Genomic DNA, 25,578 nt, shown 5'->3' with positions numbered 1-25,578 from the left:
GTCATGGTCAGCGGCCCTGCCACTCGGGGGCGCGCTTCTCGGTGAAGGCCGCGTGGAACTCGGCGTAGTCCTCACCGTTCATCAGCAACGCACCCGAGGACACCTTCGGCTTCGGCGTCGTCCTGTCCGACGAGACCCTCGGTGGCATCGAGCACGCCGACCCCACCGTGTACCGCGCGCTCCAGGACGAGTTCGTCCGGTGGGACGACATCGACATCGCCCACCGCGGCCGGCTCCTCACCTCCTCCGGCCACGGCTTCGCCGCGCTCGGCAGGCGCCGCCTCCTGGAGATCCTGCACGCCCGCTGCGCCGAGCTCGGCGTACGGCTCCGCTTCCGCGCCGAGGCCCCGCCGGCCGCACGGCTCGCCGCCACCCACGACCTCGTGATCGCCGCCGACGGCGTCCACAGCGCGACCCGCGAGGCCCACGCCGACGTCTTCCGGCCCCGCATCACCACGCACCGCTGCCGCTACATCTGGCTCGCCGCCGACTTCGCCTTCGACGCCTTCCGCTTCGAGATCGCCGAGACCGAGCACGGCGTCATGCAGCTGCACGGCTATCCGTACGAGGCCGACTCCTCCACCGTCATCGTCGAGATGCGCGAGGAGGTGTGGCGCGCCGCCGGGTTCGACGAGATGGACGAGCAGGAGTCCACCTCCCGGTGCGCCAAGATCTTCGCCGAGACGCTCGGGGGCCGGACGCTGCGCTCCAACCGCTCCACCTGGACCGCGTTCCGCACCGTCGTCAACGCACGCTGGTCCCACGGCCGCGTCGTCCTCCTCGGCGACGCCGCCCACACCGCCCACTTCTCCATCGGCTCCGGCACCAAACTCGCCGTCGAGGACGCCCTCGCGCTCGCCGCCTGCGTCGAGGAACACCCCGGCCTGGACGAGGCCCTCGCCTCCTACGAGGCGGAACGCCGCCCGGTCGTCGAGTCCACCCAGCGCGCCGCCGCGGCCAGCCTGCGCTGGTTCGAGGAGATCGCCGGCCATCTCGGCCAGCCGCCGCGCCAGTTCGCCTTCAACCTGCTGACCCGCAGCCGCCGGGTCACCCACGACAACCTGCGGCTGCGCGACCCCGTGTTCACCGGCTCCGTCGAGCGGGACTTCGGCTGCCCGCCGGGGACACCGCCGATGTTCACCCCCTTCCGGCTGCGCGGACTGACCCTGCGCAACCGCGTGGTCGTCTCCCCGATGGACCAGTACGCGGCCGAGGACGGCGTGCCGAACGACTTCCACCTCGTCCACCTGGGAGCCCGGGCCCTGGGCGGCGCCGGCCTCGTCATGACCGAGATGGTCTGCGTGAGCCCGCAGGGCCGGATCACACCCGGCTGCACCGGTCTGTACACCGACGAGCAGGCCGCGGCCTGGGGCCGCGTCACCGCCTTCGTCCACGCGCGCGCACCCGGCACCGCGATCGGGGTGCAGCTCGGCCACTCCGGGCGCAAGGGCTCCACCCGTCTGATGTGGGAGGGCATCGACGAACCCCTCCCCGAGGGGAACTGGCCGGTGACCGCCGCCTCCCCGCTGCCCTACCGCCCCGGCGTCAACCAGGTCCCGCACGCCCTGGACCGGCACGGCATGAAGGCCGTACGCGACGCCTTCGTCGCCGCGGCCCGGCGCGCCGCCGGCTGCGGCTTCGACCTGCTGGAACTGCACTGCGCCCACGGCTACCTGCTGTCCGGCTTCCTGTCACCGCTGACCAACCTCCGCACCGACGCGTACGGCGGCTCCCTCGAGAACCGGCTGCGCTTCCCGCTGGAGGTCTTCGACGCCGTGCGGGAGGTGTGGCCCGAGGAGCGGCCGACGACCGTCCGCATCTCCGCCACCGACTGGGCCGACGGAGGCACCACCGCCGAGGACGCCGTGGAGATCGCCCGCGCCTTCGCGGCCCACGGCGCCGACGCGCTGGACGTCTCGACCGGCCAGGTCGTCGCCGACGAGCGTCCGGAGTACGGCCGTTCCTACCAGACCCCGTACGCCGACCGGATCCGCAACGCCCTCGCCGTCCCGGTCATCGCCGTCGGCGCGATCTCCTCCTGGGACGACGTCAACTCCCTGCTGCTCGCCGGCCGCGCCGACCTCTGCGCCCTGGCCCGTCCGCACCTGTACGACCCGCACTGGACCCTGCACGCGGCGGCCGAACAGGGCTACCAGGGCCCGGCCGCGCCCTGGCCCGACCCGTACCGGGCGGGCAGCCGGCCTCCTCCGACGGGACGCACGGACGCGCCGAAGCCCCGGCTGAGTCTGCGCTCCCGCCCGTGACGCGGGCCCGTGCGGCGGCCGGGCCCCCGCACGGGTGCCGTCCAGACCGGGTGCGCCCTCATGCCTCCGGACGACGGTCGACGGGCCCGTCCGCCCGCACGAAAGCGGCCCCCGCCTCGTGCAGGCGCGCGTGCAGCTCCGCGAAGACCGCCGCCGAGCGGCTCCCCGGCCAGTCCACCGGCAGCAGCTCGGCCGGCAGGACCGGGTCGGCGTACGGCAGGCGCCGCCAGGAGTCCAGGGCGAACAGGTAGTCCCGGTAGGCGTCCTCGGCCGTACCCGCCGACGCCGTCCAAGCCCGGAGCACCGGCTCGTGGGCGGCCAGGAACTCCTCGTGCAGCTTGGCGATCGCCGGCAGGTCCCACCACCGGGACACCGCCTCCGCGGTCGCCGCGTACCCCAGGTGCTCGCCGCGGAAGAGGTCCACGTACGACGAGAGCTCCAGCCGCTCCAGGGTGTGCCGGGTCTCCTCGTACAGCCGCGCGGGGGCGATCCAGACACCCGGCGCCGCCGAACCGAAGCCCAGCCGCGCCAGCCGGGAACGCAGCAGATGACGCTTGTGGCGCTCCGCCTCGGGGACGGAGAAGACGGCGATCACCCAGCCGTCGGACAGCTCCGGCTCCGCGCGGGCGTAGATCCGCCGGTCGCCGTCGTCCAGGAGCTGGCGCGCGTCGTCCGAGAGGGCGTATCCGGCCGCGCCCAGGGGGGTCCGCCGCGGCAGCAGCAGCCCCCGCCGCTTCAGCCGCGACACCGAGGACCGTACCGACGGCGCGTCCACCCCCAGGACTCCGAGGAGGCGGATCAGCTCCGCCACCGGCATGGGCGCCTCGTCGCGCGTACGGCCGCGGCCGTACGCGCCGTACAGCGAGACGATCAGGGAACGGGGAGTGTGCTGCTCGGCCACGTGATCACTCTAGGGGGTGTCTCGTCGATCCGGCCGGGCTTGCGCCGTCCGGGGCCCGGCAGGACCGCCGGGACAGCCCCTACGGTGTGCCCAGCCGGTCACGCCGGGGGTCCTCGTCCCGGTCCTCGCCGTGCGCCTCGCGCAGCCGGAAGCGTTGCAGCTTCCCGGTGGCCGTCCGGGGCAGCGCGTCGAGGAAGACGATCTTCCGCGGGCTCTTGTACGGCACCAGCCGGGACCGTACGAAGGCCCGCAGCGCCGCGGACGTCTCCGCGTCCCGCGGCACCCCGTCACGGACCACCGTGTACGCCACCACGATCTGGCCGCGCAGCTCGTCCGGAACGCCCACCACCGCCACCTCCACCACGTCCGGGTGGGCCAGCAGCGCCTCCTCCACCTGTGGTCCGGCCACGTTGAAGCCGGCCGAGACGATCATGTCGTCGGCGCGGGCCACGTAGCGGAAGTAGCCGTCCTCCTCGCGGACGTAGGTGTCGCCGGTGACGTTCCAGCCGTCGAGCACGTACTCGCCCTGGCGGGGATCGGCCAGATACCGGCAGCCGACCGGGCCGCGCACGGCGAGCAGGCCCTCCTGGCCGTCCGGGACGTCGGCGCCCAGCCGGTCCACCACCCGCGCCTGCCAGCCGGGGACCGGCCGGCCCGTGGTGCCCGGGCGGACGGCCCCGTCGGCCGCGGAGATGAAGATGTGGAGCAGCTCGGTGGCGCCGATGCCGTTGATCAGTTTCAGGCCGGTGCGCGCGTGCCAGGCGTCCCAGGTGGCGGCCGGCAGGTTCTCGCCGGCCGAGACGCACCGACGCAGCGAGGAGACGTCGTGGCCGCCGTGGCGGTCCATCTCCTCCATCATCACCCGGTAGGCGGTCGGCGCCGTGAAGAGCACCGACACCCGGTGCTCCTCGATCGCCGTCAGCAGCTGTTTGGGGCCCGACTGTTCGAGCAGCAGGGCCCTCGCGCCCGCCCGCAGCGGGAAGACGACCAGCCCGCCGAGGCCGAAGGTGAAGCCGAGGGGCGGGGAGCCGGCGAACAGGTCGTCCGGCTCGGGGCGCAGCACGTGGGCGGAGAAGGTGTCGGCGATCGCCAGCACGTCGCGGTGGAAGTGCATGCACCCCTTGGGCCGGCCGGTGGTGCCGGAGGTGAACGCGATCAGGGCCACGTCGTCGGCGGCCGTGGGCACCGCCTCGTAGACCGCCGGCCGGGCGAGCGCCAGGGAGAGCAGGTCGTCGGGGGCGTCCCCGCCGAACGCGGTGATCCGCAGCCCCGGGACCTCGGCCTTCACCAGGTCGTCGACCGTCCTGACGTCGCAGAGGGCGTGGCTGCACCGGGCCATCTCGCACATCACGGCGAGCTCCGACGCCCGCTGCTGGGCCAGTACGGTGACGGCGACCGCGCCCGCCTTCATCACCGCGAGCCAGCAGGCGGCCAGCCAGGGGGTGGTGGGCCCGCGCAGGAGCACCCGGTTGCCGGGCTTGACGTCGAGGTCGGACGTCAGCACGTGCGCGATCCGGTCCACCCGCTCGCGCAATTGTCCGTATGTCCATACATTTCCCGCACCGTCCAGGAAGGCCGGGCGGTCCGCGCCGAACTGCTCCACCGTGCGGTCGAGCAGTTCGGCCCCGCAGTTGAGGCGGTCCGGGTAGCGCAGCCCGGGCAGATCGAAGAGCAGGTGCGGCCACTGCCCGGGGGGCGGCAGATGGTCGCGCGCGAAGGTGTCGTGGTGCGCCGAGGGGGTCAGCTCCATGAGTTCGTCCCCTTGTCGTGGTGGGGTCGCCCATCGAGCGTATCGTGATGGTGACGACAGTCAACGGTGCGCGATAGAAGTGATGAAGCGACGGAAACAGGGGTCCGAATGCCCGTATTCTCGCTCGATCCAGCACAGACCGCCCGCTGCGGGGAGCTCCGGGAGCTCGCGGCCGAGCGCCTCCGGCCTCTCGCCGAGAAGGGCGAACCCGGCCGCGTCAACCGCCCGCTGGTCGCCGCCCTCGGCGAACTCGGCCTGCTCGCCCGGCTCTTCGACTCCGGCGCCCTCGACCTCTGCCTGATGCGCGAATCCCTCGCCCACTCCTGCACGGAGGCCGAGACCGCCCTCGCCCTCCAGGGCCTCGGCTCCCACCCGGTCGCCGCCTTCGGCACCCCCGCCCAGCGCGACCGCTGGCTGCCCGAGGTCGTCGCGGGGCGCGCCGTCGCCGCCTTCGCCCTCAGCGAGCCCGACGCGGGCTCCGACGCCGCCGCCCTGGCCCTGGAGGCCCGCCCCGACGGCGCCGGAGGCTGGCGCCTGCACGGCGAGAAGCGCTGGATCTCCAACGCCCCCGAAGCCGACTTCGCCACCGTGTTCGCCCGCACCACCCCCGGCGCCGGAGCCCGCGGCGTCACCGCCTTCCTCGTCCCCGCCGACCGCCCCGGACTCACCGGCGAGGCCCTCGACATGCTCGCGCCGCACGCCATCGGCTCCCTCGTCTTCGACGGCGTGCCGGTCGGCGCGACCGACGTCCTCGGCGAGCCCGACCGCGGCTTCCGGGTGGCCATGACCACCCTGAACCTCTTCCGCCCCAGCGTCGGCGCCTTCGCCGTCGGCATGGCCCAGGCGGCCCTCGACGCGACCCTCGCCCACACCGCCGCCCGCCCCGCGTTCGGCGGCGTCCTGCGCGACCTCCAGGCCGTCTCCCACCAGGTCGCCGAGATGGCCACCCGCACCGAGGCCGCCCGCCTGCTGGTCTACGCGGCCGCGGCGGCGTACGACTCCGGCGCCGCCGACGTGCCCCGCCGCTCCGCCATGGCGAAACTGTTCGCCACGGAGACCGCGCAGTACGTCGTCGACGCCGCCGTCCAACTGCACGGGGCACGCGCCCTGCAGCGCGGCCACCTGCTCGAACACCTCTACCGCGAGGTCCGCGCACCCCGCATCTACGAAGGCGCCACCGAGGTCCAGCGCACGATCATCGCGAAGGAGCTGTACGGATGAGCCCCCTCCACCGGCACAACCCGGCCGAGCTCTCCCCGCCCGCCGGCTTCACCCACGCCGTCACCGCCACCGGCTCCCGCCTGGTCTTCCTCGCCGGCCAGACCAGCCTGGACCGCGACGGCAAGGTGGTGGGGGAGAGCCTGCCCGAGCAGTTCGAGACCGCGCTCGCCAACCTCCTCACCGCACTGCGGCACGCCGGCGGTTCCCCCGCCGACCTGGCCCGGGTCACCGTCTACGTCACCGACGTCGCCGACTACCGGCGGCACGCCCACGAACTGGGCCGCATCTGGCGGCGGTCGGCAGGCCGCGACTATCCGGCGATGGCCGTGATCGGCGTCGTGCGACTGTGGGACGACCAGGCCCACGTGGAACTGGACGGCTTCGCGGTACTGGACTGACCGTCACCGCCGGGAGCGCCGCCGCCACGGGCCCGCGGACGGCCCGCGGACGGCACACCGACCGGGGCGTCGCGCCGCGGGAACACGGCCGGCGCCCCGCCGAACTGCCGCCGTGAGGGCGGCTCGCGGAGCTCCCGCGCGCGCCCCCGGCACCGCTTGATCAACTGGTCACCCACAGGACCCGGGCTTAGTGTCGAAAGGTGGACTGACCGGCCCACGGCTCACTCACCAGGCGAGAACCCGAGGCGCCAATGAGTACACCCAAGCCGACGACACCGGCACAGACCGCCACCTCCAAGAAGGGCAGTGACGGCAAGGGCATCGCCCTGTTCGTGATCGCGTCCTGCCAGCTGATGGTGGTCCTCGACATCACGATCGTGAACATCGCGCTCCCGGACATCCAGAGCGCCCTGGACTTCTCCACGACCAGCCTGTCCTGGGTCGTCAACGCCTACACCCTCACCTTCGGCGGCCTGCTGCTCCTCGGCGGGCGCTTCGGAGACATCCTGGGGCGGCGACGCGTCTTCATCTTCGGCGTACTGCTCTTCGGACTGGCCTCGCTCTTCTGCGGACTCGCGCAGAGCGAATGGCAACTCCTCGCCGCCCGCGCCCTCCAGGGAGTCGGCGGTGCGATCGCCTCGCCGACCTCGCTGTCCCTGATCACCACGACCTTCGACGAAGGCCCCGAGCGCAACCGGGCCTTCGGCGTCTTCGCGGCGGTCTGTCGTTCGTCGCGGCGGTCGTGCTCCTGGCGCTGTTCATCCTCATCGAACGCCGCTCCCAGCAGCCGATCACCCCGCTGCACATGTTCGCCGACCGCAACCGGTCGGGCACGTACGCGATCATGCTCTGCCTGGCGGCGGCCATCTTCGGGATGTTCTTCTTCCTGACCCTGTTCGTGCAGACGGTCCTGGGCTTCAGCCCCCTGGAGGCGGGACTCGCCTTCCTGCCGGTGAGCGCGATCATCGCGGTCGGAGCCGGCATCACGTCCAACCTGCTGCCCAAGTACGGGCCCAAACCCTTCATGGTGACGGGTTCGATCCTGGCCGCGGCCGGCCTGTCGTGGCTGACCCTGACCACCGTGGACTCGACCTACCTGGGCAGCATCCTCGGGCCGATCCTGGTCTTCGGCCTCGGCATGGGCCTGATGTTCGTCTCGCTGACCATCATGGCCCTGTCGAACGTCGAGCCACGGGAGTCGGGAGCCGCGTCCGGGCTGCTCAACGCCATGCAGCAGGTGGGCGGTTCGCTCGGCCTGTCGATCCTGGTGACGGTCTTCGGCACGGCCAGCCGCAACGAGGCGGACAAGCAGGTCCCCGCCTTCCTCTCCCAGGCCGGCCCGCTGGAGAAGGCCCAGTTCGCCAAGACGGGCCAGCTGCCACCGCCCTGGAGCGACCAGGTGCTGACCTCGGGTGTCTCCGCGGGCTTCGTCACGGCGGCGGTCTTCGCCGTGGTCGGCGCGCTGATCGCGATCTTCGTGATCCAGGTCCGCGCCTCCGACATCGAACGCCTCAAGGGCGGCATGGGCCCGCCGGGCATGGGCTGACCCGTACGACCACGACGGGACGAAGGACGCCAGGGACGAAGCCGGCCGGCTTCGTCCCTGGCGTCCTCGGGTCCACTCGCGGGGGAGGGGGTCAGATGTCCCGGAAGATCTCGATCTGCGCGCCCACCGAGTTCAGGCGCTCCGCCAGCTCCTCGTAACCCCGGTTGATGACGTAGACGTTGCGGAGCACCGAGGTGCCCTCGGCCGCCATCATCGCGAGGAGGACCACCACCGCCGGACGCAGGGCCGGCGGGCACATCATCTCGGCGGCGCGCCAGCGGGTCGGGCCCTCCACCAGGACACGGTGGGGGTCGAGGAGCTGGAGGCGGCCACCGAGCCGGTTGAGGTCGGTGAGGTAGATGGCACGGTTGTCGTAGACCCAGTCGTGGATCAGGGTCTTGCCCTGGGCCGTCGCCGCGATCGCCGCGAAGAACGGCACGTTGTCGATGTTCAGACCGGGGAACGGCATCGGGTGGATCTTGTCGATCGGCGCCTCCAGCTTGGAGGGGCGGACCGTCAGGTCGACCAGGCGGGTACGGCCGTTGTCGGCGGGGTACTCCGCGGAGCGGTCGTGGTCGAGGCCCATCTCCTCCAGGACCGCGAGCTCGATCTCCATGAACTCGATCGGGACGCGGCGGATCGTCAGCTCCGACTCGGTGACGACGGCGGCGGCCAGCAGGCTCATCGCCTCGACCGGGTCCTCGGAGGGGGAGTAGTCCACGTCCACGTCGATCTGCGGCACGCCGTGCACGGTCAGCGTGGTGGTGCCGATGCCGTCGACCCGGACGCCGAGCGCCTCCAGGAAGAAGCAGAGGTCCTGGACCATGTAGTTGGACGAGGCGTTGCGGATGACGGTGACGCCGTCGTGGCGGGCGGCGGCGAGCAGGGCGTTCTCGGTGACGGTGTCGCCGCGCTCGGTCAGCACGATCGGGCGGTCGGGCGAGACGGCCGGCTCGACCTGGGCGTGGTAGAGCCCCTCGGTCGCCGTGATGTCCAGGCCGAAGCGGCGCAGCGCGATCATGTGCGGCTCGATCGTGCGGGTGCCGAGGTCGCAGCCGCCGGCGTACGGCAGCTTGAAGCGGTCGAGGCGGTGCAGCAGCGGGCCGAGGAACATGATGATCGAGCGGGTGCGGATCGCCGCCTCGGCGTCGATCGACTCCATGTCCAGCTCGGCGGGCGGCACGATCTCCAGGTCGACGCCGTCGTTGATCCAGCGGGTGCGCACGCCGATGGAGTTCAGGACCTCCAGCAGGCGGAAGACCTCCTCGATGCGGGCGACCCGGCGCAGCACCGTGCGGCCCTTGTTGAGGAGGGAGCCGCACAGCAGCGCGACACAGGCGTTCTTGCTCGTCTTGACGTCGATGGCGCCGGACAGCCGGCGGCGGCCCACCACGCGCAGGTGCATGGGGCCGGAGTAGCCGAGGGACACGATCTCGCTGTCGAGGGCCTCCCCGATGCGCGCGATCATCTCAAGACTGATGTTCTGGTTGCCGCGTTCGATCCGATTGACGGCACTCTGGCTGGTGGCCAGTGCTTCGGCGAGCTGGGTCTGTGTCCAGCCGCGATGCTGGCGGGCATCACGGATGAGCTTGCCGATTCGTACGAGGTAGTCGTCTGCCATGGCGTCACGTTATCTCAGATATGAGATGAGCCTGTCGTGGGGGTGGGCCATCAGGGTGACAGGCCGTGCGCGGTCGGGTGACGCGGTTCGTAGAGCGGGAGTTCGGTGCCGCTCGGCAGGCGCAGGGCGGCGAGCAGCCCCCACCCCTGATCGCTGACGGGCCGTGAGATCTCGGCTCCCCGGTCCTCCAGGGCGGTCAGCGTGCCCACGATGTCGTCGCACATCAGGTAGAGCTCGTGCTTCGGCTCGCCGTCGGCCGGGTGGACGGCCACCTCGGCGGGCGGCAGCGCGAAGACGAGCCAGCCGCGGCCGGCGTCGACGTGGGGGAAGCCCAGTACGTCCCGGAGGAAGGCGCGGTCGGCCTCCGCGTCCGGGGTGTGGAGGATCACGTGCGCGCCACTGAACATGCTGCGATCGTCACCCCGCGGGGCCGGCCCGGCAATCGGTGGGCGCCCGGACGGGGGACAACAAGGGCCGCACGGTGCTGCGCCGGGTCGCCCGCATCGAGGAGGTCTTCCGCCTGCTGGAGGTCCTGAACTCCATCGGCGTGCGCACCCGCTGGATCAACGACGGCGTCGACCTGGAGATCGTGCCGCCCGCCGAGCTGGACATGGAGTCGATCGACGCCGAGGCGGCGATCCGCACCCGCTCGATCATCATGTTCCTCGGCCCGCTGCTGCACCGCCTCGACCGGGTCCTCGGAGGGGGAGTAGTCCACGTCCACGTCGATCTGCGGCACGCCGTGCACGGTCAGCGTGGTGGTGCCGATGCCGTCGACCCGGACGCCGAGCGCCTCCAGGAAGAAGCAGAGGTCCTGGACCATGTAGTTGGACGAGGCGTTGCGGATGACGGTGACGCCGTCGTGGCGGGCGGCGGCGAGCAGGGCGTTCTCGGTGACGGTGTCGCCGCGCTCGGTCAGCACGATCGGGCGGTCGGGCGAGACGGCCGGCTCGACCTGGGCGTGGTAGAGCCCTCGGTCGCCGTGATGTCCAGGCCGAAGCGGCGCAGCGCGATCATGTGCGGCTCGATCGTGCGGGTGCCGAGGTCGCAGCCGCCGGCGTACGGCAGCTTGAAGCCCGGCGCGCCCAGGAACTCCTCGAATCCACCGGCGACAGCGTCGACGCCGTCGCCGAGGCCACCGGCATGGGCACGGCCACGACGCTGCGCCGCCATTTCAACCGCACCCTGGGGGTCCCCCCGGACGCCTACCGGCGTACCTTCCGGCGTACGCGGGCAGCCGCCGGCTGACGCGGCATGGGAGCGATCACACGCATGCCGGGCATGACCGAGCGGCGGGGATGCACTAGAGTTATCTCGACATCGAGATAACTGCTTGCGGCGCACCGCAGCCGCCCCACTCGGTAAGGGTTACCTAACTAAGCCTTACCTTAGCGGATCGGCGTGGAGCCGTGGCGGCAGCATGGCGGTAGAACGCGCACATTGATGAAGGAGACTGTCGTGTCGGCGAACAGCTTCGACGCCCGCAGCACGCTGCAGGTGGGCGACGAGTCGTACGAGATCTTCAAGCTGGACAAGGTGGAGGGCTCGGCCCGCCTCCCCTACAGCCTGAAGGTGCTGCTGGAGAACCTGCTCCGCACCGAGGACGGCGCGAACATCACCGCCGACCACATCCGTGCGCTGGGTGGCTGGGACTCGCAGGCTCAGCCGAGCCAGGAGATCCAGTTCACGCCGGCCCGCGTGATCATGCAGGACTTCACCGGCGTGCCCTGTGTCGTCGACCTCGCCACCATGCGTGAGGCCGTCAAGGAGCTCGGTGGCGACCCGGCGAAGATCAACCCGCTCGCCCCGGCCGAGCTGGTCATCGACCACTCCGTCATCGCCGACAAGTTCGGCACGAAGGAAGCCTTCGGCCAGAACGTCGAGCTGGAGTACGGCCGCAACAAGGAGCGCTACCAGTTCCTGCGCTGGGGCCAGACCGCCTTCGACGAGTTCAAGGTCGTCCCGCCCGGCACCGGCATCGTCCACCAGGTCAACATCGAGCACCTGGCCCGTACGGTCATGGTCCGCAACGGCCAGGCGTACCCCGACACCCTCGTCGGCACCGACTCGCACACCACCATGGTCAACGGCCTCGGCGTGCTCGGCTGGGGCGTCGGCGGCATCGAGGCCGAGGCCGCGATGCTCGGCCAGCCGGTCTCGATGCTCATCCCGCGCGTCGTCGGCTTCAAGCTGACCGGTGAGCTCACCCCCGGCACCACCGCCACCGACCTCGTCCTCACGATCACCGAGATGCTGCGCAAGCACGGCGTCGTCGGCAAGTTCGTCGAGTTCTACGGTGAGGGCGTCGCCGCGACCTCCCTGGCCAACCGCGCCACCATCGGCAACATGTCGCCGGAGTTCGGCTCCACCGCCGCGATCTTCCCGATCGACGACGAGACCCTGAACTACCTCAAGCTCACCGGCCGCTCCGAGCAGCAGGTCGCGCTCGTCGAGGCGTACGCCAAGGCGCAGGGCCTCTGGCTCGACCCGGCCGCCGAGCCCGACTTCTCCGAGAAGCTGGAGCTCGACCTCTCCACGGTCGTCCCCTCCATCGCCGGCCCGAAGCGCCCGCAGGACCGCATCGTCCTCGCGAACGCCGCCGCGCAGTTCGCCCAGGACGTCCGCAACTACGTCGACACCGCCGACGAGGCGGGCGAGGAGTCCTTCCCGGCCTCCGACTCCCCGGCGCAGACCAACGGCGTCCCGTCGAACCCGGTCCAGGTGACCGCCCCCGACGGCAGCACCTACACGATCGACCACGGCGCCGTCACCGTCGCCGCGATCACCTCCTGCACCAACACGTCGAACCCGTACGTCATGGTCGCCGCCGCGCTCGTCGCGAAGAAGGCCGTGGAGAAGGGCCTGACCCGCAAGCCGTGGGTCAAGACCACCCTCGCCCCGGGCTCGAAGGTCGTCACCGACTACTTCGACAAGGCGGGTCTGACCCCCTACCTCGACAAGGTCGGCTTCAACCTCGTCGGCTACGGCTGCACCACCTGCATCGGCAACTCCGGCCCGCTGCCGGACGAGGTCTCCAAGGCCGTCAACGAGCACGACCTCGCGGTCACCTCGGTCCTCTCCGGCAACCGGAACTTCGAGGGCCGCATCAACCCCGACGTCAAGATGAACTACCTGGCCTCCCCGCCGCTGGTCGTCGCGTACGCCCTCGCGGGTTCCATGAAGGTGGACATCACCAAGGACGCGCTCGGTGTCGACCAGGACGGCAAGCCCGTCCACCTGGCCGACATCTGGCCGACCGAGGCCGAGGTCAACGAGGTCGTCGCCAGCGCCATCGGCGAGGACATGTTCAACAAGTCCTACCAGGACGTCTTCGCGGGCGACGCCCAGTGGCAGGCGCTGCCGATCCCGACCGGCAACACCTTCGAGTGGGACACCGAGTCCACCTACGTCCGCAAGCCCCCTTACTTCGAGGGCATGACGATGGAGACCACCCCGGTCACCGACATCGTCGGCGCGCGCGTCCTGGCCAAGCTGGGCGACTCGGTCACCACCGACCACATCTCCCCGGCCGGTGCCATCAAGGCCGACACCCCGGCCGGCCAGTACCTCACCGAGCACGGTGTGGAGCGTCGTGACTTCAACTCCTACGGCTCGCGCCGAGGCAACCACGAGGTCATGATCCGCGGCACGTTCGCCAACATCCGCCTGCGCAACCAGATCGCGCCGGGCACCGAGGGCGGCTACACCCGCGACTTCACGAAGGACGACGCCCCGGTGTCGTTCATCTACGACGCCTCCCGCAACTACATCGAGCAGGGCACCCCGCTCGCGATCCTGGCGGGCAAGGAGTACGGCTCCGGCTCGTCCCGCGACTGGGCCGCCAAGGGCACCGCGCTGCTCGGCGTCAAGGCCGTCATCGCCGAGTCGTACGAGCGCATCCACCGCTCGAACCTCATCGGCATGGGCGTCCTGCCGCTCCAGTTCCCGGAGGGCCAGTCGGCCGAGACCCTCGGTCTGACCGGCGAGGAGACCTTCTCCTTCACCGGCGTCGAGGAGCTCAACAACGGCGTCACCCCGCGCACGGTCAAGGTCACCACCGACACCGGTGTCGAGTTCGACGCGGTCGTCCGCATCGACACCCCCGGTGAGGCGGACTACTACCGCAACGGCGGCATCATGCAGTACGTGCTCCGCAACCTGATCCGCGGCTAGCACACGCCGAAAGGGCCCGCACCCCGTCCGGGGGTGCGGGCCCTTTCCGCTGTCACCGGGCGTCAGCCCAGCAGCTCGACCTCCGCGAGCGCGCCGCCCGTCCCCGCGGCCACCAGGCGGTACTTCGCGTACGAGCCGGGCGCCGCGACCGAGAAGACCCGGGTCTGGCGGTCCCAGGCGAAGGACTCACCCGAGCGCCGGTCCAGATCGGTCCACGTCGTGCCGTCCGCCGAGCCCTGCAGGACCCAGCCGGCCGGGGCACGGTCCCGGGCGGACGAGGTCAGCGTGTACTGCACCGCGCGGACCGGCTTCGCCACCGGCAGCTCCACCGACGCGACGGGCGCCTCCGTGGCCGAGGTGTCGTCGAAGAGCGCGCCCGTCCCGGTCAGCAGGTCCGCACGGGGCGAGGGCACCTTGTCGTCCCGCGTGATGGAGACCGGCCCCGCCGCGGCGCCGGTGCCCCAGGACGAGGGCTTCGGACCCATGTCGAAGGTCAGCCGGCCGCCCTCGGCCAGCAGGGCGTGCGGCAGCGCCGTCGAGTCCCAGCGCTTGCCGTTGACCTTCAGGCCCTGGACGTAGACGTTCTTCGCGCTGTTCCGCGGCGCCTCCACGACCAGCGTGCGGCCGTTGTCCATCCGCAGCGTCACCTTCTTGAACAGCGGCGACCCGATCGCGTACTCCCCGCTGCCCATGACCAGCGGGTAGAAGCCCAGCGAGGAGAAGAGGTACCAGGCCGACTGCTCGCCGTTGTCCTCGTCGCCGTGGTACCCCTGGCCGATCTCGCTGCCCGTGTAGAGCCGCGAGAGCACCTCGCGGACCTTCTCCTGCGTCTTCCAGGGCTGCCCGGCCGCGTCGTACATGTACGGCACGTGGTGCGCGACCTGGTTCGAGTGCCCGTACATGCCCATCCGGACGTCCCTGGCCTCGGTCATCTCGTGGATGACGCTGCCGTACGAACCGACGAACTCCGGGCTCGCCGTCTCCGGCGTGGCGAAGTAGGTGTCGAGCTTCTTGCCCAGGCCGGCCCGCCCGCCGTACAGGTTGGCCAGACCGCGCGAGTCCTGCGGGGCCGTGAACGCGTAACCCCAGCCGTTGGTCTCGGTGTAGTCGTAGCCCCAGATCCGCGGGTCGAACTGCGCCGACGGCACCCGCCAGTCGCCCTTGAGGTCGCGGCCCTGGAAGAAGCCGGCCTCGGAGTCGAAGAGCGACACGTACCTCTGCGCGCGGGAGAGGAAGTAGGCCGCCTCCTCCTGGTACCGCTTCTTGCCGGTCTTCTTGTGCAGCGCCTCGGCCATCTTCGCGATGCCGTAGTCGTTGAGGTAGCCCTCCAGCGACCAGGACAGACCCTCGTGGGTCTCGGTCGAGGCGTAGCCGAGGAACGGCGAGGTCTCCATGCCCTTGCGGCCCACCCCGCGGCTCGGCGGCACGACGGTCGCGTTCTTCAGCGCGGCCTCGTACGCCGCCTCCGCGTCGAAGTCCACGCCCTTGACGAACGCGTCGGCGAACGCCACGTCCGAGGAGGTGCCGGTCATCAGGTCGGCGTACCCGGGGGAGGACCAGCGGGAGATCCAGCCCCCGTCCTTGTACTGCTGGACGAAGCCGTCCACCAGCTCACCGGCCTTGTCCGGGGTGAGGAAGGAGTAGGCGGGCCAGGTCGTGCGGTAGGTGTCCCAGAACCCGTTGTTGACGTACACCTTCCCGTCCACGATCTTCGCGCCCGTCCGGGTCGGGGTGTCCGGTCCGGTCATGGGGGAGAAGGGGCTGGCGTACCGGTGCTTCGTGCCGACCTTCTCGAAACCGGAGTTGGGGTACAGGTACAGCCGGTACAGGCTGGAGTAGAGGGTGACCAGCTGGTCGTGGGTCGCCCCCTCCACCCGGACCCGGTCCAGGATCGCGTCCCAGGCGTCCTGCGCCCGCGCCCTCACCCGCTCGAAGGAGGTGCCGGCGGGTATCTCGTCCGCGAGGTTCGCCTTCGCCTGGTCGACGGAGATCAGCGAGGTCGCCAGGCGCAGGGTGACCGCCCGGTCCTCGCCCGCGTCGAAGCGGAAGTGGCCCTTGACGCCCTGCGCGGCGGAGGAGGTGACCGGCGCGTCGAAGACGCCGTACACGAACATCCGGGTGGCGCCCGTCGACAGACCGCTCTTCACGTCGGAGTAGCCGGTGAAGGAGCTCGTCGCCGGGTCCAGGGTCAGACCGCCCTCCTCGGTCACGTTGTCGAAGACGACGCTCGCGTCCTGGCCCGGATAGGTGAAGCGCATCGTCGCCGCGTGGTCGGCGGGGGCCAACTCGGCCTTCAGGCCGTTCTCGAAGGTGACGCCGTAGTAGTGCGGCCGGGCCGTCTCCTTCTCGTGGCGGAAGGCGAGGGCCCGCTTGACCCGGTCGGTCTCCGGGGCACCGGCCGCCGCGGACGGCATGACCTGGAAGGTCTGCCGGTCGCCCATCCAGGGGCTCGGCTCGTGGCTGGCGGCGAAGGCCTGGACGGCCGGCAGGTTGTCGGCGTTGTTCCCGCGCGCGTACTCGTACAGCCAGCTCTTGGACGCGGAGTTGGTGACCGGCGTCCAGAAGTTGAAGCCGTGCGGCACCGCGGTCGCGGGGAAGGTGTTGCCCCGCGAGAACGATCCGCTGGAGTTGGTCCCGCGGGTCGTGGAGGCGTAGTCCGAGAGCCGGTCGAGCTGCTTCTCCGGAGCCCGGGGCCGCAGCGAGACGTCGTCGATCCAGCCCTGGAACTTCGACGGTCCCTTCGGGGAGTCGTACGCCACCAGGATCCGGTCGACCGTCTTACCGGCCGCGACCTGGCCGATCCCGGCGGTCACCTGGTTCCACTGGTTGACGTAGAGCCGCTTCGCGGCTCCCTGTCCCTGCGGGGTCAGCAGCCCGCCGTGCGTGTCGGTGGCGCGCAGCTCGCTCAGATAGGTGCCGTCGGTGAAGGCCAGGTCCACCGCCACGTTCGTCGCCGGATAGGCGAGGTCCGTCTCGGCCAGGGCGGGGAAGACCCGGTAGGACAGCTCGGTGTTCCCGACGACGGCCGTGTTCACGTCGAAGACCTTGTTGTACGAGTACGCGTGCCCGTCCGCCTTGTGCGTGCCGGCGTAGCGCAGCGCCCGCGTGCCCGTGAAACCGGCGTTGGCCTTGGCGGTGGGGGAGCCGCCCGGGCCGCGGTCGACCTGGCTGCGCATCTCCTCGGGGACGGGAACGCTGGTGTCCCCGTTCGAGAACTGAACGTCGGCGAGCTGGGTGAGGCCCGCGCCCGCGTTCTTGGCTATCTCCAGGCGGTAGTGCGCGTACGCCGTGTCGTTCGTGAAGTCGAACGTCCTCGTCTCGAAGCGCTTGGCGAAGGTCTGGCCCTCGCGGCTGTCGAGGACCTTCCACTCCTTGCCGTCCGCCGAGCCCTTCAGGGTCCAGTCGCGGGGGTCGCGCTCGGCGGCGTCGTTGGCCGAGGTCAGTGCGTAGGTGACGACCTTGACGGGGGCGTCCAGGTCGAACTCGATCCACGCGGTCGGCTCGAACACCAGCCACTTGGTGCCGCTCTGGAGGTCGACCAGGTTCTCCTTGGTCTCTCCCGAGGCGGCGTTCTCGCCGCTGGCGCGCAGTGCGGTCACCCGGTCGGTGACATTGCCCGGGATTCCGCCGGCGAAGCCGCCGTCGACACCGGAGGCCTTCTTCGTGCCGTCCGGTCCGACTTCGACGGAGTTGCGCCAGGTCGGCTGGATTTCATTCGTCTCGAAGGAATTCGAGAACTCCCGTTCCGTCTGGCCCGGTCGGGAGGGAAGAGCGAGGGATGTGGAGGGTGTCGCGGCGACGAGAAGAGCGGCGGTCGCCAGTAGTGCGGCTGCTGGAATGGGTGCCTGTCGAGGTCTCGGTCCGGGGCGAAGTCGGGCCTGCATACCGTGTCGTCACTCCCGCTGCTGTAGTTAGACAACGTTGTCAACTGAAAGACGCAGGAACCAGTAGGGGTCCAAGTGGTGCCGGGTGTCAAGGGTGTTCACGGCAATCCCGGGGATGAACCGGTGCAGATGAGTCGCGGATATCCCCGAGGTCTCAACTCGGGAAAGACTGCCGCTCAAACCCGCTTTCGATCTTGCTCCGGCGGCGGGAAGTGGACTATACCTGTCGGCGTCCGGGCCAGTCGGGGAGAACGGCGACCGGGCGACGTACGCACGCACGACGCTGCACCACGCAGCACTTCGAACGACGACTGCACGACCCAAGCTGCAATGGAATGCGGTGGCGGGGCCCTTCGCCTGAGGCGAGCAGTACGGGCGACCGGTACACCGCCTGAGTCCTGAATGAAGGCGAGGACTTGAGCATGGGATCCACCTCCGCGCACAACCACGAGGGCCTCGGCCGCCGCGATCTGATCAAGCGCTCCGCCGCTCTCGGTCTGATCTCGGTGCCGACGATGAGCTTCCTGTCCGCCTGCGCGAGCAGCGACAGCGGCAGCAACGACAAGGTCGAGAAGGGGACCAAGTCGGACAAGAACCCGCTCGGCGTGAACGAGTCGGCTCCGCTCGACTTCGTCCTCTTCGACGGCGGCTTCGGCCAGCAGTACGCCAAGGACGCGGTGAAGGTCTACGAGACCAACTACCCCAAGGCGAAGGTCAAGTTCGCGGCCACGCAGAAGATCACCACCGAGCTCCAGCCGCGCTTCAACGGCGGCAACCCGCCGGACCTGATCGACAACTCGGGCGCCGAGCAGATGGACATGGGCGTCCTCGTCGGCAAGAAGCAGCTGGCCGACCTCACGCCGCTGCTGGACGCCGCCTCCATCGACGACCCGACCAAGAAGGTCCGCGACACCCTGCGTCCGGGCATCGTGGAGATGGGTCAGTTCGACGGCGACCCGGTCTGGATCATGTACTACGCGTACACGGTCTACGGCGTCTGGTACTCCCAGAAGGCGCTCGACTCGCTCGACGCCAAGTACCCCGAGACCTGGGACGAGATGCTGGCCGTCTGCGAGAAGGCCAAGAAGAAGGGCATCGCGGGCTGGACCTACGCCGGCAAGCACCCGTACTACATCCCCTTCTCGCTGTACCCGATGATCGCCAAGGTCGGTGGCCGCGAGGTCCTGGACGCCATCGACAACCTGGAGCCGAAGGCCTGGGAGCACCCCGCGGTCAAGGCGTGTTTCGAGGCCTACTACGAGCTCCAGAGGAAGGGCTACATCCTCCAGGGCACCCCGGGTCTCGACCACATCCAGTCGCAGACCGCCTGGACCGAGGGCAAGGCGCTCTTCATCCCGAACGGCTCGTGGGTCGAGAACGAGGCCGCCAAGACCATGCCGGCGGACTTCAACCTCGCCGTCTCGGCGCCGACCGGCATCGACGCGTCCGACAAGATGCCCTTCGGCACCATCTGGGCGTCGGGCGGCGAGCCCTTCATCGTCCCGGCCAAGGCGAAGAACGTCGAGGGCGGCATGGAGCAGCTGCGCATCATGCTCAGCGAGGCCTCCTCGAAGAACTTCACCAAGTCCGTGAAGTCGCTGACCGCGTTCAACGGCGGCACCGACGGCCTCGACCTGACCCCGGGTCTGAAGTCCGGTGTGGCGGCGCTCGACAAGGCCGGCCAGAACGTCGTCAACCCCCGCCTGCAGGACTGGTACGTGGCCCTGCAGAAGGAGAAGATCGGTGTCGCCGGCATCGGCGAGATGATGGCCGGCCGCGCGACCCCGGCCGAGACGATCAAGAAGATCCAGAAGTTCGCCGACGAGGCGGCCCAGGACTCCTCCATCAAGCACTACAAGCACCAGTGAGCTGTGCCGGGGCCCCTTCCCGCCGACCGGGAGCGGGCCCCGGCTCCTTGCGTCCGGCACTCACGCCACGCACGGCACCAGCGGCTTCTCCGCGGGAAGATCGGGGTCGGTAGGAATGCAACACGGCAAGTACCGTTTCATCGTGGGGTTCCTGGCGGTCCCCCTGGCCATGTACGCGTTGTTCGTCATATGGCCCTTCGTCCAGTCCATCTACTACTCGTTCACGGACTGGAGCGGACTCAGCCCCGAATTCCAGATGGTCGGGTTCGACAACTACACCCGTCTGCTGGACGACGACGTCTTCTGGAAATCGCTCCAGCACAGCCTGACCCTCGCGATCGTGCTGCCGCTGGTGACCGTCGGCCTGGCGCTGTTCTTCGCGTTCATGCTCAACGTCGGCGGTCGGCGCCGGAAGGGAGCGGCCGTCGCCGGTGTCCGCGGCTCCTCCTTCTACAAGATCGTCTATTTCTTCCCGCAGGTGCTGTCGATCGCGATCGTCGCGCTCCTCTTCCAGTTCGCGTACAACCCGAACAGCGGCGCGATCAACTCCGTGCTCAAGGGCGTCGGGCTCGGCAGCGTCCAGCCGGACTGGCTGGGTGACCCGAACCTCGCCCTGATCTGCGTGATGGTCGTCCTCGTCTGGTCCACGGTCGGTTTCTTCGTGGTCCTCTTCTCCGCGGGCATGGCGTCCATCCCCAAGGACTTCTACGAGGCGGCGCTGCTCGACGGCGCGAACCGGTTCACCACCTTCTTCAGGATCACGCTGCCGCTGCTCTGGGACACCGTGCAGTCCGGCTGGATCTACATGGGCATCCTGGCGCTCGGCGCGGAGTCCTTCGCCGTCGTCCAGATCATGACGGTGGGCCCCAACGGCGGCGGCCCGGACTACTCCACCATCGTCATGCCGCTGTACGTCTACCAGAAGGCCTTCCGGGACGGTCAGGCCGCCTACGCAACAACGATCGGTGTCGCGCTGCTCGTCGTCACGCTGGCCTTCGCGGCGGTCGTGATGCGGTTCGGCCGGCGCGAGCGGCTGGAGTACTGATGAAGACCACCGACACCCCGTCCACCGGGACCGGCGACCTGCCCGGCCCGCGCACCGCCGGCGACGTGCTGGTGAAGAAGGACGCCGGGCCCGCCCCGCGCAAGGAGAGCAAGCGCGAGGGCGCGACGCTCAACGTCTTCTCCCACGGCGTCCTGATCATCTGGGCGATCATGGTGGTGATGCCGCTGCTGTGGGCGGTCATGACCTCCTTCAAGACCGACCGGGCGATCTTCACCTCGCCCTGGGCGCTGCCGGACAAGCTGCACTTCGAGAACTGGTCGCGCGCCTGGACCGAGGCGCACATGAGCGACTACTTCCTGAACACCATCCTGGTGGTGGGCGGCTCACTGGTCGGCACCCTGCTCTTCGGCTCGATGGCGGCCTACGTGCTGGCCCGCTTCGAGTTCCCGGGCAACCGCTTCATCTACTTCCTGTTCATCGGCGGGATGAGCTTCCCGATCATCCTCGCGCTGGTGCCGCTCTTCTACGTCCTGCAGAACATGGCCCTGCTCAACACGCTGCACGGGCTGATCCTGGTCTACATCGCCTACTCGCTGCCGTTCACCGTCTTCTTCCTCACGGCCTTCTTCCGCACCCTGCCGACCTCGGTGGCGGAGGCGGCCTTCGTGGACGGCGCCTCGCACACCCGCACCTTCTTCCAGATCATGCTGCCGATGGCCAAGCCGGGGCTGATCAGCGTCGGCATCTTCAACTTCCTCGGGCAGTGGAACCAGTACCTGCTGCCGACCGTGCTCAACACCGAGCCGGAGCAGAAGGTGCTCTCGCAGGGCCTGGTGCAGCTCGCGGTCAGCCAGGGCTACAAGGGCGACTGGTCCGGACTCTTCGCCGGCCTGGTGATGGCGATGCTGCCGGTGCTCGCCGCGTACATCGTCTTCCAGCGGCAGGTGGTGGCGGGACTCACCGCCGGCGCGGTGAAGTAGCCGCGGCCGCGGGCGCCCGCCCTCCGAGGCGCCTCCCGGTCAACGGGCGTACGGGTCGAGGCCCCGGCGGAGTCACCGCCGGGGCCTCGGTCCGTACGCCCTCGCGGCGTTTCCGGCCCGGCTCATCCGAGCCTTGCCCCGCTCAAGGTCTTGACGGGGAACACCCCGAAAGGCTCCCCTTAGAGTTCACAAGTTGGAGAAGGAGCCGGGGTCCACACGGGCGTGCCCCCGGCCGGGGCGGTGCTCGCACCGCCCACCACAGGCGGGAGTGGATGAGTCGATGGAGACTCCGGGGTCGCAGACGTCTCTGCACAGGGCCAATCTCGAACGGGTCGTCCGTGCGGTACGGATGGCCGGTTCGCTCACCCAGGCGGAGATCGCCCGTGCCACGGGCCTGTCGGCCGCCACGGTGTCCAACATCGTGCGGGAGTTGAAGGACGGCGGAACGGTCGAGGTCACGCCGACCTCCGCCGGCGGCCGGCGGGCCCGCAGCGTCTCGCTCTCGGGCGACGCGGGCGTCGTCATCGGGGTCGACTTCGGCCACACCCACCTGCGCGTCGCCGTGGGCAACCTCGCCCACCAGGTGCTGGCCGAGGAGTCCGAGCCGCTGGACGTCGACGCGTCCTCGGCCGAGGGCTTCGACCGGGCGGAACAGCTGGTCAAACGCCTCATCGAGGCCACCGGCATCGGCCAGGGCAAGGTCATCGGCGTCGGGCTCGGCGTGCCGGGACCGATCGACGTCTCCTCGGGCACGCTGGGCTCCACGTCGATCCTGCCGGGCTGGACCGGGATCAACCCCGCCGACGAGCTCTCCGGCCGGCTGGGGGTGCCCGTGTACGTCGACAACGACGCCAACCTCGGCGCCCTGGGCGAGCTGGTCTGGGGCAGTGGCCGCGGGGTCAAGGACCTGGCCTACATCAAGGTGGCCAGCGGTGTCGGCGCCGGTCTGGTGATCGACGGACGCGTCTACCGGGGCCCCGGAGGCACCGCGGGGGAGATCGGGCACATCACCCTGGACGAGTCCGGTCCGGTGTGCCGCTGCGGCAACCGGGGCTGCCTGGAGACCTTCACGGCGGCCCGCTACGTCCTGCCCCTGCTCCAGCCCAGCCACGGGCCCGATCTGACCATGGAGCGGGTCGTCCAGCTGGCGCGGGAGGGCGATCCGGGCTGCCGCCGGGTGGTGGCGGATGTCGGCCGCCACATCGGCAGCGGTATCGCCAACCTCTGCAACCTCCTGAACCCCAGCCGTGTCGTGCTCGGAGGCGATCTGGCGGAGGCCGGCGAGCTGGTGCTCGCGCCGATCCGCGACTCCGTCTCGCGGTACGCCATCCCCAGCGCCGCACGCCAGCTGTCACTCGCCCCCGGGGCGCTCGGCGGCCGGGCCGAGGTGCTCGGCGCCCTGGCCCTCGTGCTGAGCGAAATGGGCGATTCGACCCTGTTGGAGAGTGCCCCGCCGGCCTCGACGCCCGCCTCCAAGCCTGCCTTCACTTAGATAACGAAAGGCACCGTTGTCATCTCGTTAAGAATTTACTTCTTGACGTCGGTGTTGCGGCCGAGTTGACTTCGTGCCACCTCGGCCGCAACGTCGCGGCCTCGTCAGGGAGGCAACCCCACATGAACGCAATGACGCGCCGCATCGTCATAGGCACGGCCGCGGTCTCGATGGCTCTCTCCGTCGCCGCCTGTGGCAAGGCGGGCGACAGCGACTCGGGCAACGGCGGTGGCGACAGCAAGACCATCGGTCTGCTGCTGCCGGAGAACAAGACCACGCGCTACGAGACCTTCGACCGCCCGATCATCGAGGCGAAGATCAAGGCCCTGTGCTCGGACTGCGAGGTCAAGTACAACAACGCCGCGCAGGACACCGAGACGCAGAAGAAGCAGTTCGACGCGCTCGTCACGCAGGGCGTGAAGGTCATCATCCTGGACTCGGTCGACTACAAGGCCACCAAGTCCTGGGTGCAGCAGGCCGAGAAGAAGGGCGTGAAGGTCGTCGCGTACGACCGTCTGGCCGAGGGCCCGATCTCCGCCTACGTCTCGTACGACAACGAGAAGATCGGCCGCCTCCAGGGTGAGGGCCTGGTCGCCGCGCTCGGCGACAAGGCGAAGGACGCCAACGTTGTCATGATCAACGGCTCGCCGACCGACCCGAACGCGCCGCTGTTCAAGAAGGGCGCCCACAGCGTCCTCGACTCGGCCGTCAAGAAGGTCGTCTACGAGCAGGACATCCCGGACTGGTCCCCGGACGAGGCCAACAAGAAGATGGGTGCCGCCATCGACTCGCTGGGCAAGACGGGCTTCCAGGGCGTCTACTCCGCGAACGACGGCATGGCCGGCGGCATCATCACCGCCCTCTCCAAGCAGGGCATCAAGGTCCCGGTCGGCGGCCAGGACGCCGAGCTCGCCGGTCTCCAGCGACTCCTGACGGGCGACCAGGCCTTCACGATCTACAAGCAGATCAAGCCGGAGGCCGAGACCACCGCCGAGATCGCCGTCAAGCTCCTCAAGGGCGAGAAGATCGACGACCTGGTCCCGACCAAGGTCACCAGCCTGACCGGTGAGTTCAAGGACATCCCGGCGAAGCTGTACGACGCCCAGGTCGTCACCAAGGACAAGATCGCCTCCACGATCATCGCCGACGGCGTCTACAAGGCCGCCGACATCTGCACCGCCGAGTACAAGGCGGCCTGCGAGGCGGCGGGCATCAAGTAGCCCGCCCCCCGGCCGGGCCGTCCGGCCCCCACGCGTGTACCCCCGTGCGCGCGTTCCGGACGGCCCGCCAGAACCGGTCCGGCGTCTCCCGCCCCGTTCAACGCCCCGCAAGCGGGGGCGGGACGCCGGACTTCTCTCGCACCCCGAGTGCTCCCCCTGCACCACCATCCCCGCCGGTCAGGCGGCGAAGGAGATGATTCACGTGTCCGCTACGCCCGTGCTGGCGTTGCGCGGGGTCTCCAAGCGATTCGGCGCCGTCCAGGTGCTCACCGATGTCGAACTGGAGATCCATGCCGGAGAGGTTGTCGCCCTGGTCGGCGACAACGGCGCCGGCAAGTCGACCCTCGTCAAGACGATCTCGGGTGTCCACCCGATCGACGAGGGCACCATCGAGTGGGACGGCCGCCCCGTCCAGATCACCAAGCCGCACGACTCCCAGAACCTCGGGGTCGCGACCGTCTACCAGGATCTGGCGCTCTGCGACAACCTCGACGTCGTCGCCAACCTCTTCCTCGGCAGTGAGCTGCGCTCCGCGTCCGTCCTCGACGAGATCGCGATGGAGAAGCGCGCCAAGGAGCTGCTGGACACCCTGTCCATCCGCATCCCCAGCGTCCGCATCCCCGTCGCCGCCCTCTCCGGCGGACAGCGTCAGGTCGTGGCCATCGCCCGCGCCCTGATCGGCGACCCGAAGGTCGTCATCCTGGACGAGCCCACCGCCGCCCTCGGCGTCGAGCAGACCGCACAGGTGCTCGACCTGGTGGAGCGGCTGCGCGAGCGCGGTCACGGAGTCATCCTCATCAGCCACAACATGGCCGACGTCCGCGCCGTCGCGGACCGCGTCGCCGTGCTCCGCCTCGGCCGCAACAACGGTGACTTCAAGGTCGCCGAGACCAGCCACGAGACGATCATCGCCGCCATCACCGGTGCCACGGACAACGCCGTGACCCGTCGGCAGGCCCGTACGGCCTCGGCAGCGGCCACGAAGGAGGACGCGAAGTGAGCGACCTCGCCAAGACCCCCGAGACGCCCGCCGAGAGCGAGGCGCCCGCCGAGACCGCGACGCCGGCCGAAACGACGGTGCCGGCCCAGACGGCGGCGCCGACGCCCGCGACCGAACCCATGGAGAGGTCGATCTCGCCCAGGATGAGGACGAAGACGATGCCGACGGCCATGATGCCCAGGCCGGAGGAGTACACCGCGATGTTCGCGACGGAGCTCGCGGACAGGAAGTTGCTGTTCTGCACCTGGAAGACG

Annotated in this window: 14 protein-coding genes and 6 pseudogenes; 13 read left to right on the top strand and 7 right to left on the bottom strand. The window is 70.1% G+C overall.

Features of this window, described 5'->3' with window-relative positions; translation table 11 throughout:
• Window positions 1–7: 7 nt before the first annotated feature.
• Window positions 8–91, bottom strand: a pseudogene (locus tag EAO71_RS28200) (enoyl-CoA hydratase-related protein); the annotation flags it as partial.
• Here EAO71_RS28200 and EAO71_RS28195 point away from each other — a divergent pair.
• A pseudogene (locus EAO71_RS28195) lies at window positions 87–2,264 on the top strand (bifunctional salicylyl-CoA 5-hydroxylase/oxidoreductase); the annotation flags it as partial. The pseudogenes EAO71_RS28200 and EAO71_RS28195 sit on opposite strands and share 5 nt — an antisense overlap.
• Window positions 2,265–2,322: 58 nt before the next feature.
• Here the strand turns inward: EAO71_RS28195 and EAO71_RS28190 are convergent.
• Together EAO71_RS28190 and EAO71_RS28185 are read right to left on the bottom strand one after the other, a co-directional pair.
• The gene (locus EAO71_RS28190; RefSeq protein WP_147980629.1) at window positions 2,323–3,165 is read right to left on the bottom strand and encodes a PaaX family transcriptional regulator; all 843 of its coding nucleotides are present in this window, start codon (window positions 3,163–3,165) and stop codon (window positions 2,323–2,325) included.
• Between the two features lie 79 nt (window positions 3,166–3,244).
• A complete protein-coding gene (locus EAO71_RS28185; RefSeq protein WP_147980628.1) occupies window positions 3,245–4,915 on the bottom strand; it encodes an AMP-binding protein in 1,671 nt (556 codons plus the stop codon).
• Between the two features lie 108 nt (window positions 4,916–5,023).
• Between EAO71_RS28185 and EAO71_RS28180 the strand changes: the two genes are divergently transcribed.
• The 3 genes and pseudogenes from EAO71_RS28180 (at window position 5,024) to EAO71_RS28170 (ending at window position 8,080) form a co-directional block, all read left to right on the top strand.
• The gene (locus tag EAO71_RS28180; RefSeq protein ID WP_147980627.1) at window positions 5,024–6,136 is read left to right on the top strand and encodes an acyl-CoA dehydrogenase family protein; all 1,113 of its coding nucleotides are present in this window, start codon (window positions 5,024–5,026) and stop codon (window positions 6,134–6,136) included.
• Window positions 6,133–6,534 carry a RidA family protein gene (locus EAO71_RS28175; RefSeq protein WP_147980626.1) on the top strand — a complete coding sequence of 134 codons (402 nt, stop codon included), beginning with the start codon at window positions 6,133–6,135 and terminating at the stop codon, window positions 6,532–6,534. Before EAO71_RS28180 ends, EAO71_RS28175 begins: the two co-directional genes overlap by 4 nt.
• Before the next feature lie 251 nt (window positions 6,535–6,785).
• Window positions 6,786–8,080: pseudogene (locus EAO71_RS28170) on the top strand (MFS transporter).
• Between the two features lie 91 nt (window positions 8,081–8,171).
• On the opposite strand, the gene EAO71_RS28165 reads toward EAO71_RS28170, so the two are convergent.
• The 3 genes and pseudogenes from EAO71_RS28165 to EAO71_RS28150 form a co-directional block, all read right to left on the bottom strand.
• A complete protein-coding gene (locus EAO71_RS28165; RefSeq protein WP_147980625.1) occupies window positions 8,172–9,701 on the bottom strand; it encodes a helix-turn-helix domain-containing protein in 1,530 nt (509 codons plus the stop codon).
• Between the two features lie 50 nt (window positions 9,702–9,751).
• Window positions 9,752–10,108, bottom strand: coding sequence for a VOC family protein (locus EAO71_RS28160; RefSeq protein ID WP_147980624.1), 357 nt, complete (start codon window positions 10,106–10,108; stop codon window positions 9,752–9,754).
• 271 nt (window positions 10,109–10,379) lie between these two features.
• Window positions 10,380–10,775, bottom strand: a pseudogene (locus EAO71_RS28150) (UDP-N-acetylglucosamine 1-carboxyvinyltransferase); the annotation flags it as partial.
• Window positions 10,776–10,778: 3 nt separating this feature from the next.
• Between EAO71_RS28150 and EAO71_RS28145 the strand changes: the two are divergent.
• Together EAO71_RS28145 and acnA are read left to right on the top strand one after the other, a co-directional pair.
• Window positions 10,779–10,949: pseudogene (locus EAO71_RS28145) on the top strand (helix-turn-helix domain-containing protein); the annotation flags it as partial.
• 210 nt (window positions 10,950–11,159) lie between these two features.
• Window positions 11,160–13,874 (top strand): aconitate hydratase AcnA, encoded by a 2,715-nt coding sequence (gene acnA, locus EAO71_RS28140; protein ID WP_147980623.1) that lies wholly within the window; start codon window positions 11,160–11,162, stop codon window positions 13,872–13,874.
• Between the two features lie 62 nt (window positions 13,875–13,936).
• Here acnA and EAO71_RS28135 read toward each other — a convergent pair whose 3' ends face one another.
• Window positions 13,937–17,758, bottom strand: a complete 3,822-nt coding sequence (locus EAO71_RS28135; RefSeq protein ID WP_147980622.1) for a GH92 family glycosyl hydrolase — start codon at window positions 17,756–17,758, stop codon at window positions 13,937–13,939.
• 422 nt (window positions 17,759–18,180) lie between these two features.
• On the opposite strand from EAO71_RS28135, the gene ngcE reads away from it, so the two are divergent.
• The 7 genes and pseudogenes from ngcE to EAO71_RS37945 form a co-directional block, all read left to right on the top strand.
• Entirely contained in the window at window positions 18,181–19,626 is a 1,446-nt protein-coding gene (ngcE, locus tag EAO71_RS28130; RefSeq protein WP_147980621.1) for an N-acetylglucosamine/diacetylchitobiose ABC transporter substrate-binding protein, read from the top strand.
• Window positions 19,627–19,741: 115 nt separating this feature from the next.
• Entirely contained in the window at window positions 19,742–20,671 is a 930-nt protein-coding gene (locus tag EAO71_RS28125; RefSeq protein ID WP_147980620.1) for a carbohydrate ABC transporter permease, read from the top strand.
• Complete coding sequence (locus tag EAO71_RS28120) at window positions 20,671–21,612, top strand: carbohydrate ABC transporter permease (protein ID WP_147980619.1); 942 nt, start codon at window positions 20,671–20,673, stop codon at window positions 21,610–21,612. The genes EAO71_RS28125 and EAO71_RS28120 overlap by 1 nt, the downstream gene beginning before the upstream one ends.
• A gap of 280 nt (window positions 21,613–21,892) precedes the next feature.
• On the top strand, window positions 21,893–23,104 hold the full coding sequence (locus tag EAO71_RS28115) for an ROK family transcriptional regulator (RefSeq protein WP_147980618.1): 1,212 nt from the start codon (window positions 21,893–21,895) through the stop codon (window positions 23,102–23,104).
• Between the two features lie 122 nt (window positions 23,105–23,226).
• Window positions 23,227–24,324, top strand: a complete 1,098-nt coding sequence (locus EAO71_RS28110) for a substrate-binding domain-containing protein (RefSeq protein WP_399757594.1) — start codon at window positions 23,227–23,229, stop codon at window positions 24,322–24,324.
• Between the two features lie 193 nt (window positions 24,325–24,517).
• A complete protein-coding gene (locus EAO71_RS28105) occupies window positions 24,518–25,324 on the top strand; it encodes an ATP-binding cassette domain-containing protein (protein ID WP_147980617.1) in 807 nt (268 codons plus the stop codon).
• A pseudogene (locus EAO71_RS37945) lies at window positions 25,321–25,578 on the top strand (hypothetical protein); the annotation flags it as partial. The gene EAO71_RS28105 and the pseudogene EAO71_RS37945, both read left to right, overlap by 4 nt.

The sequence above is a fragment of the Streptomyces sp. MS191 genome (genome assembly GCF_008042125.1).
Lineage (GTDB): Bacteria > Actinomycetota > Actinomycetes > Streptomycetales > Streptomycetaceae > Streptomyces.
The sequence above is the reverse complement of the archived record's forward strand: the minus strand, read 5'-3'. Positions and strand labels throughout refer to the sequence as shown.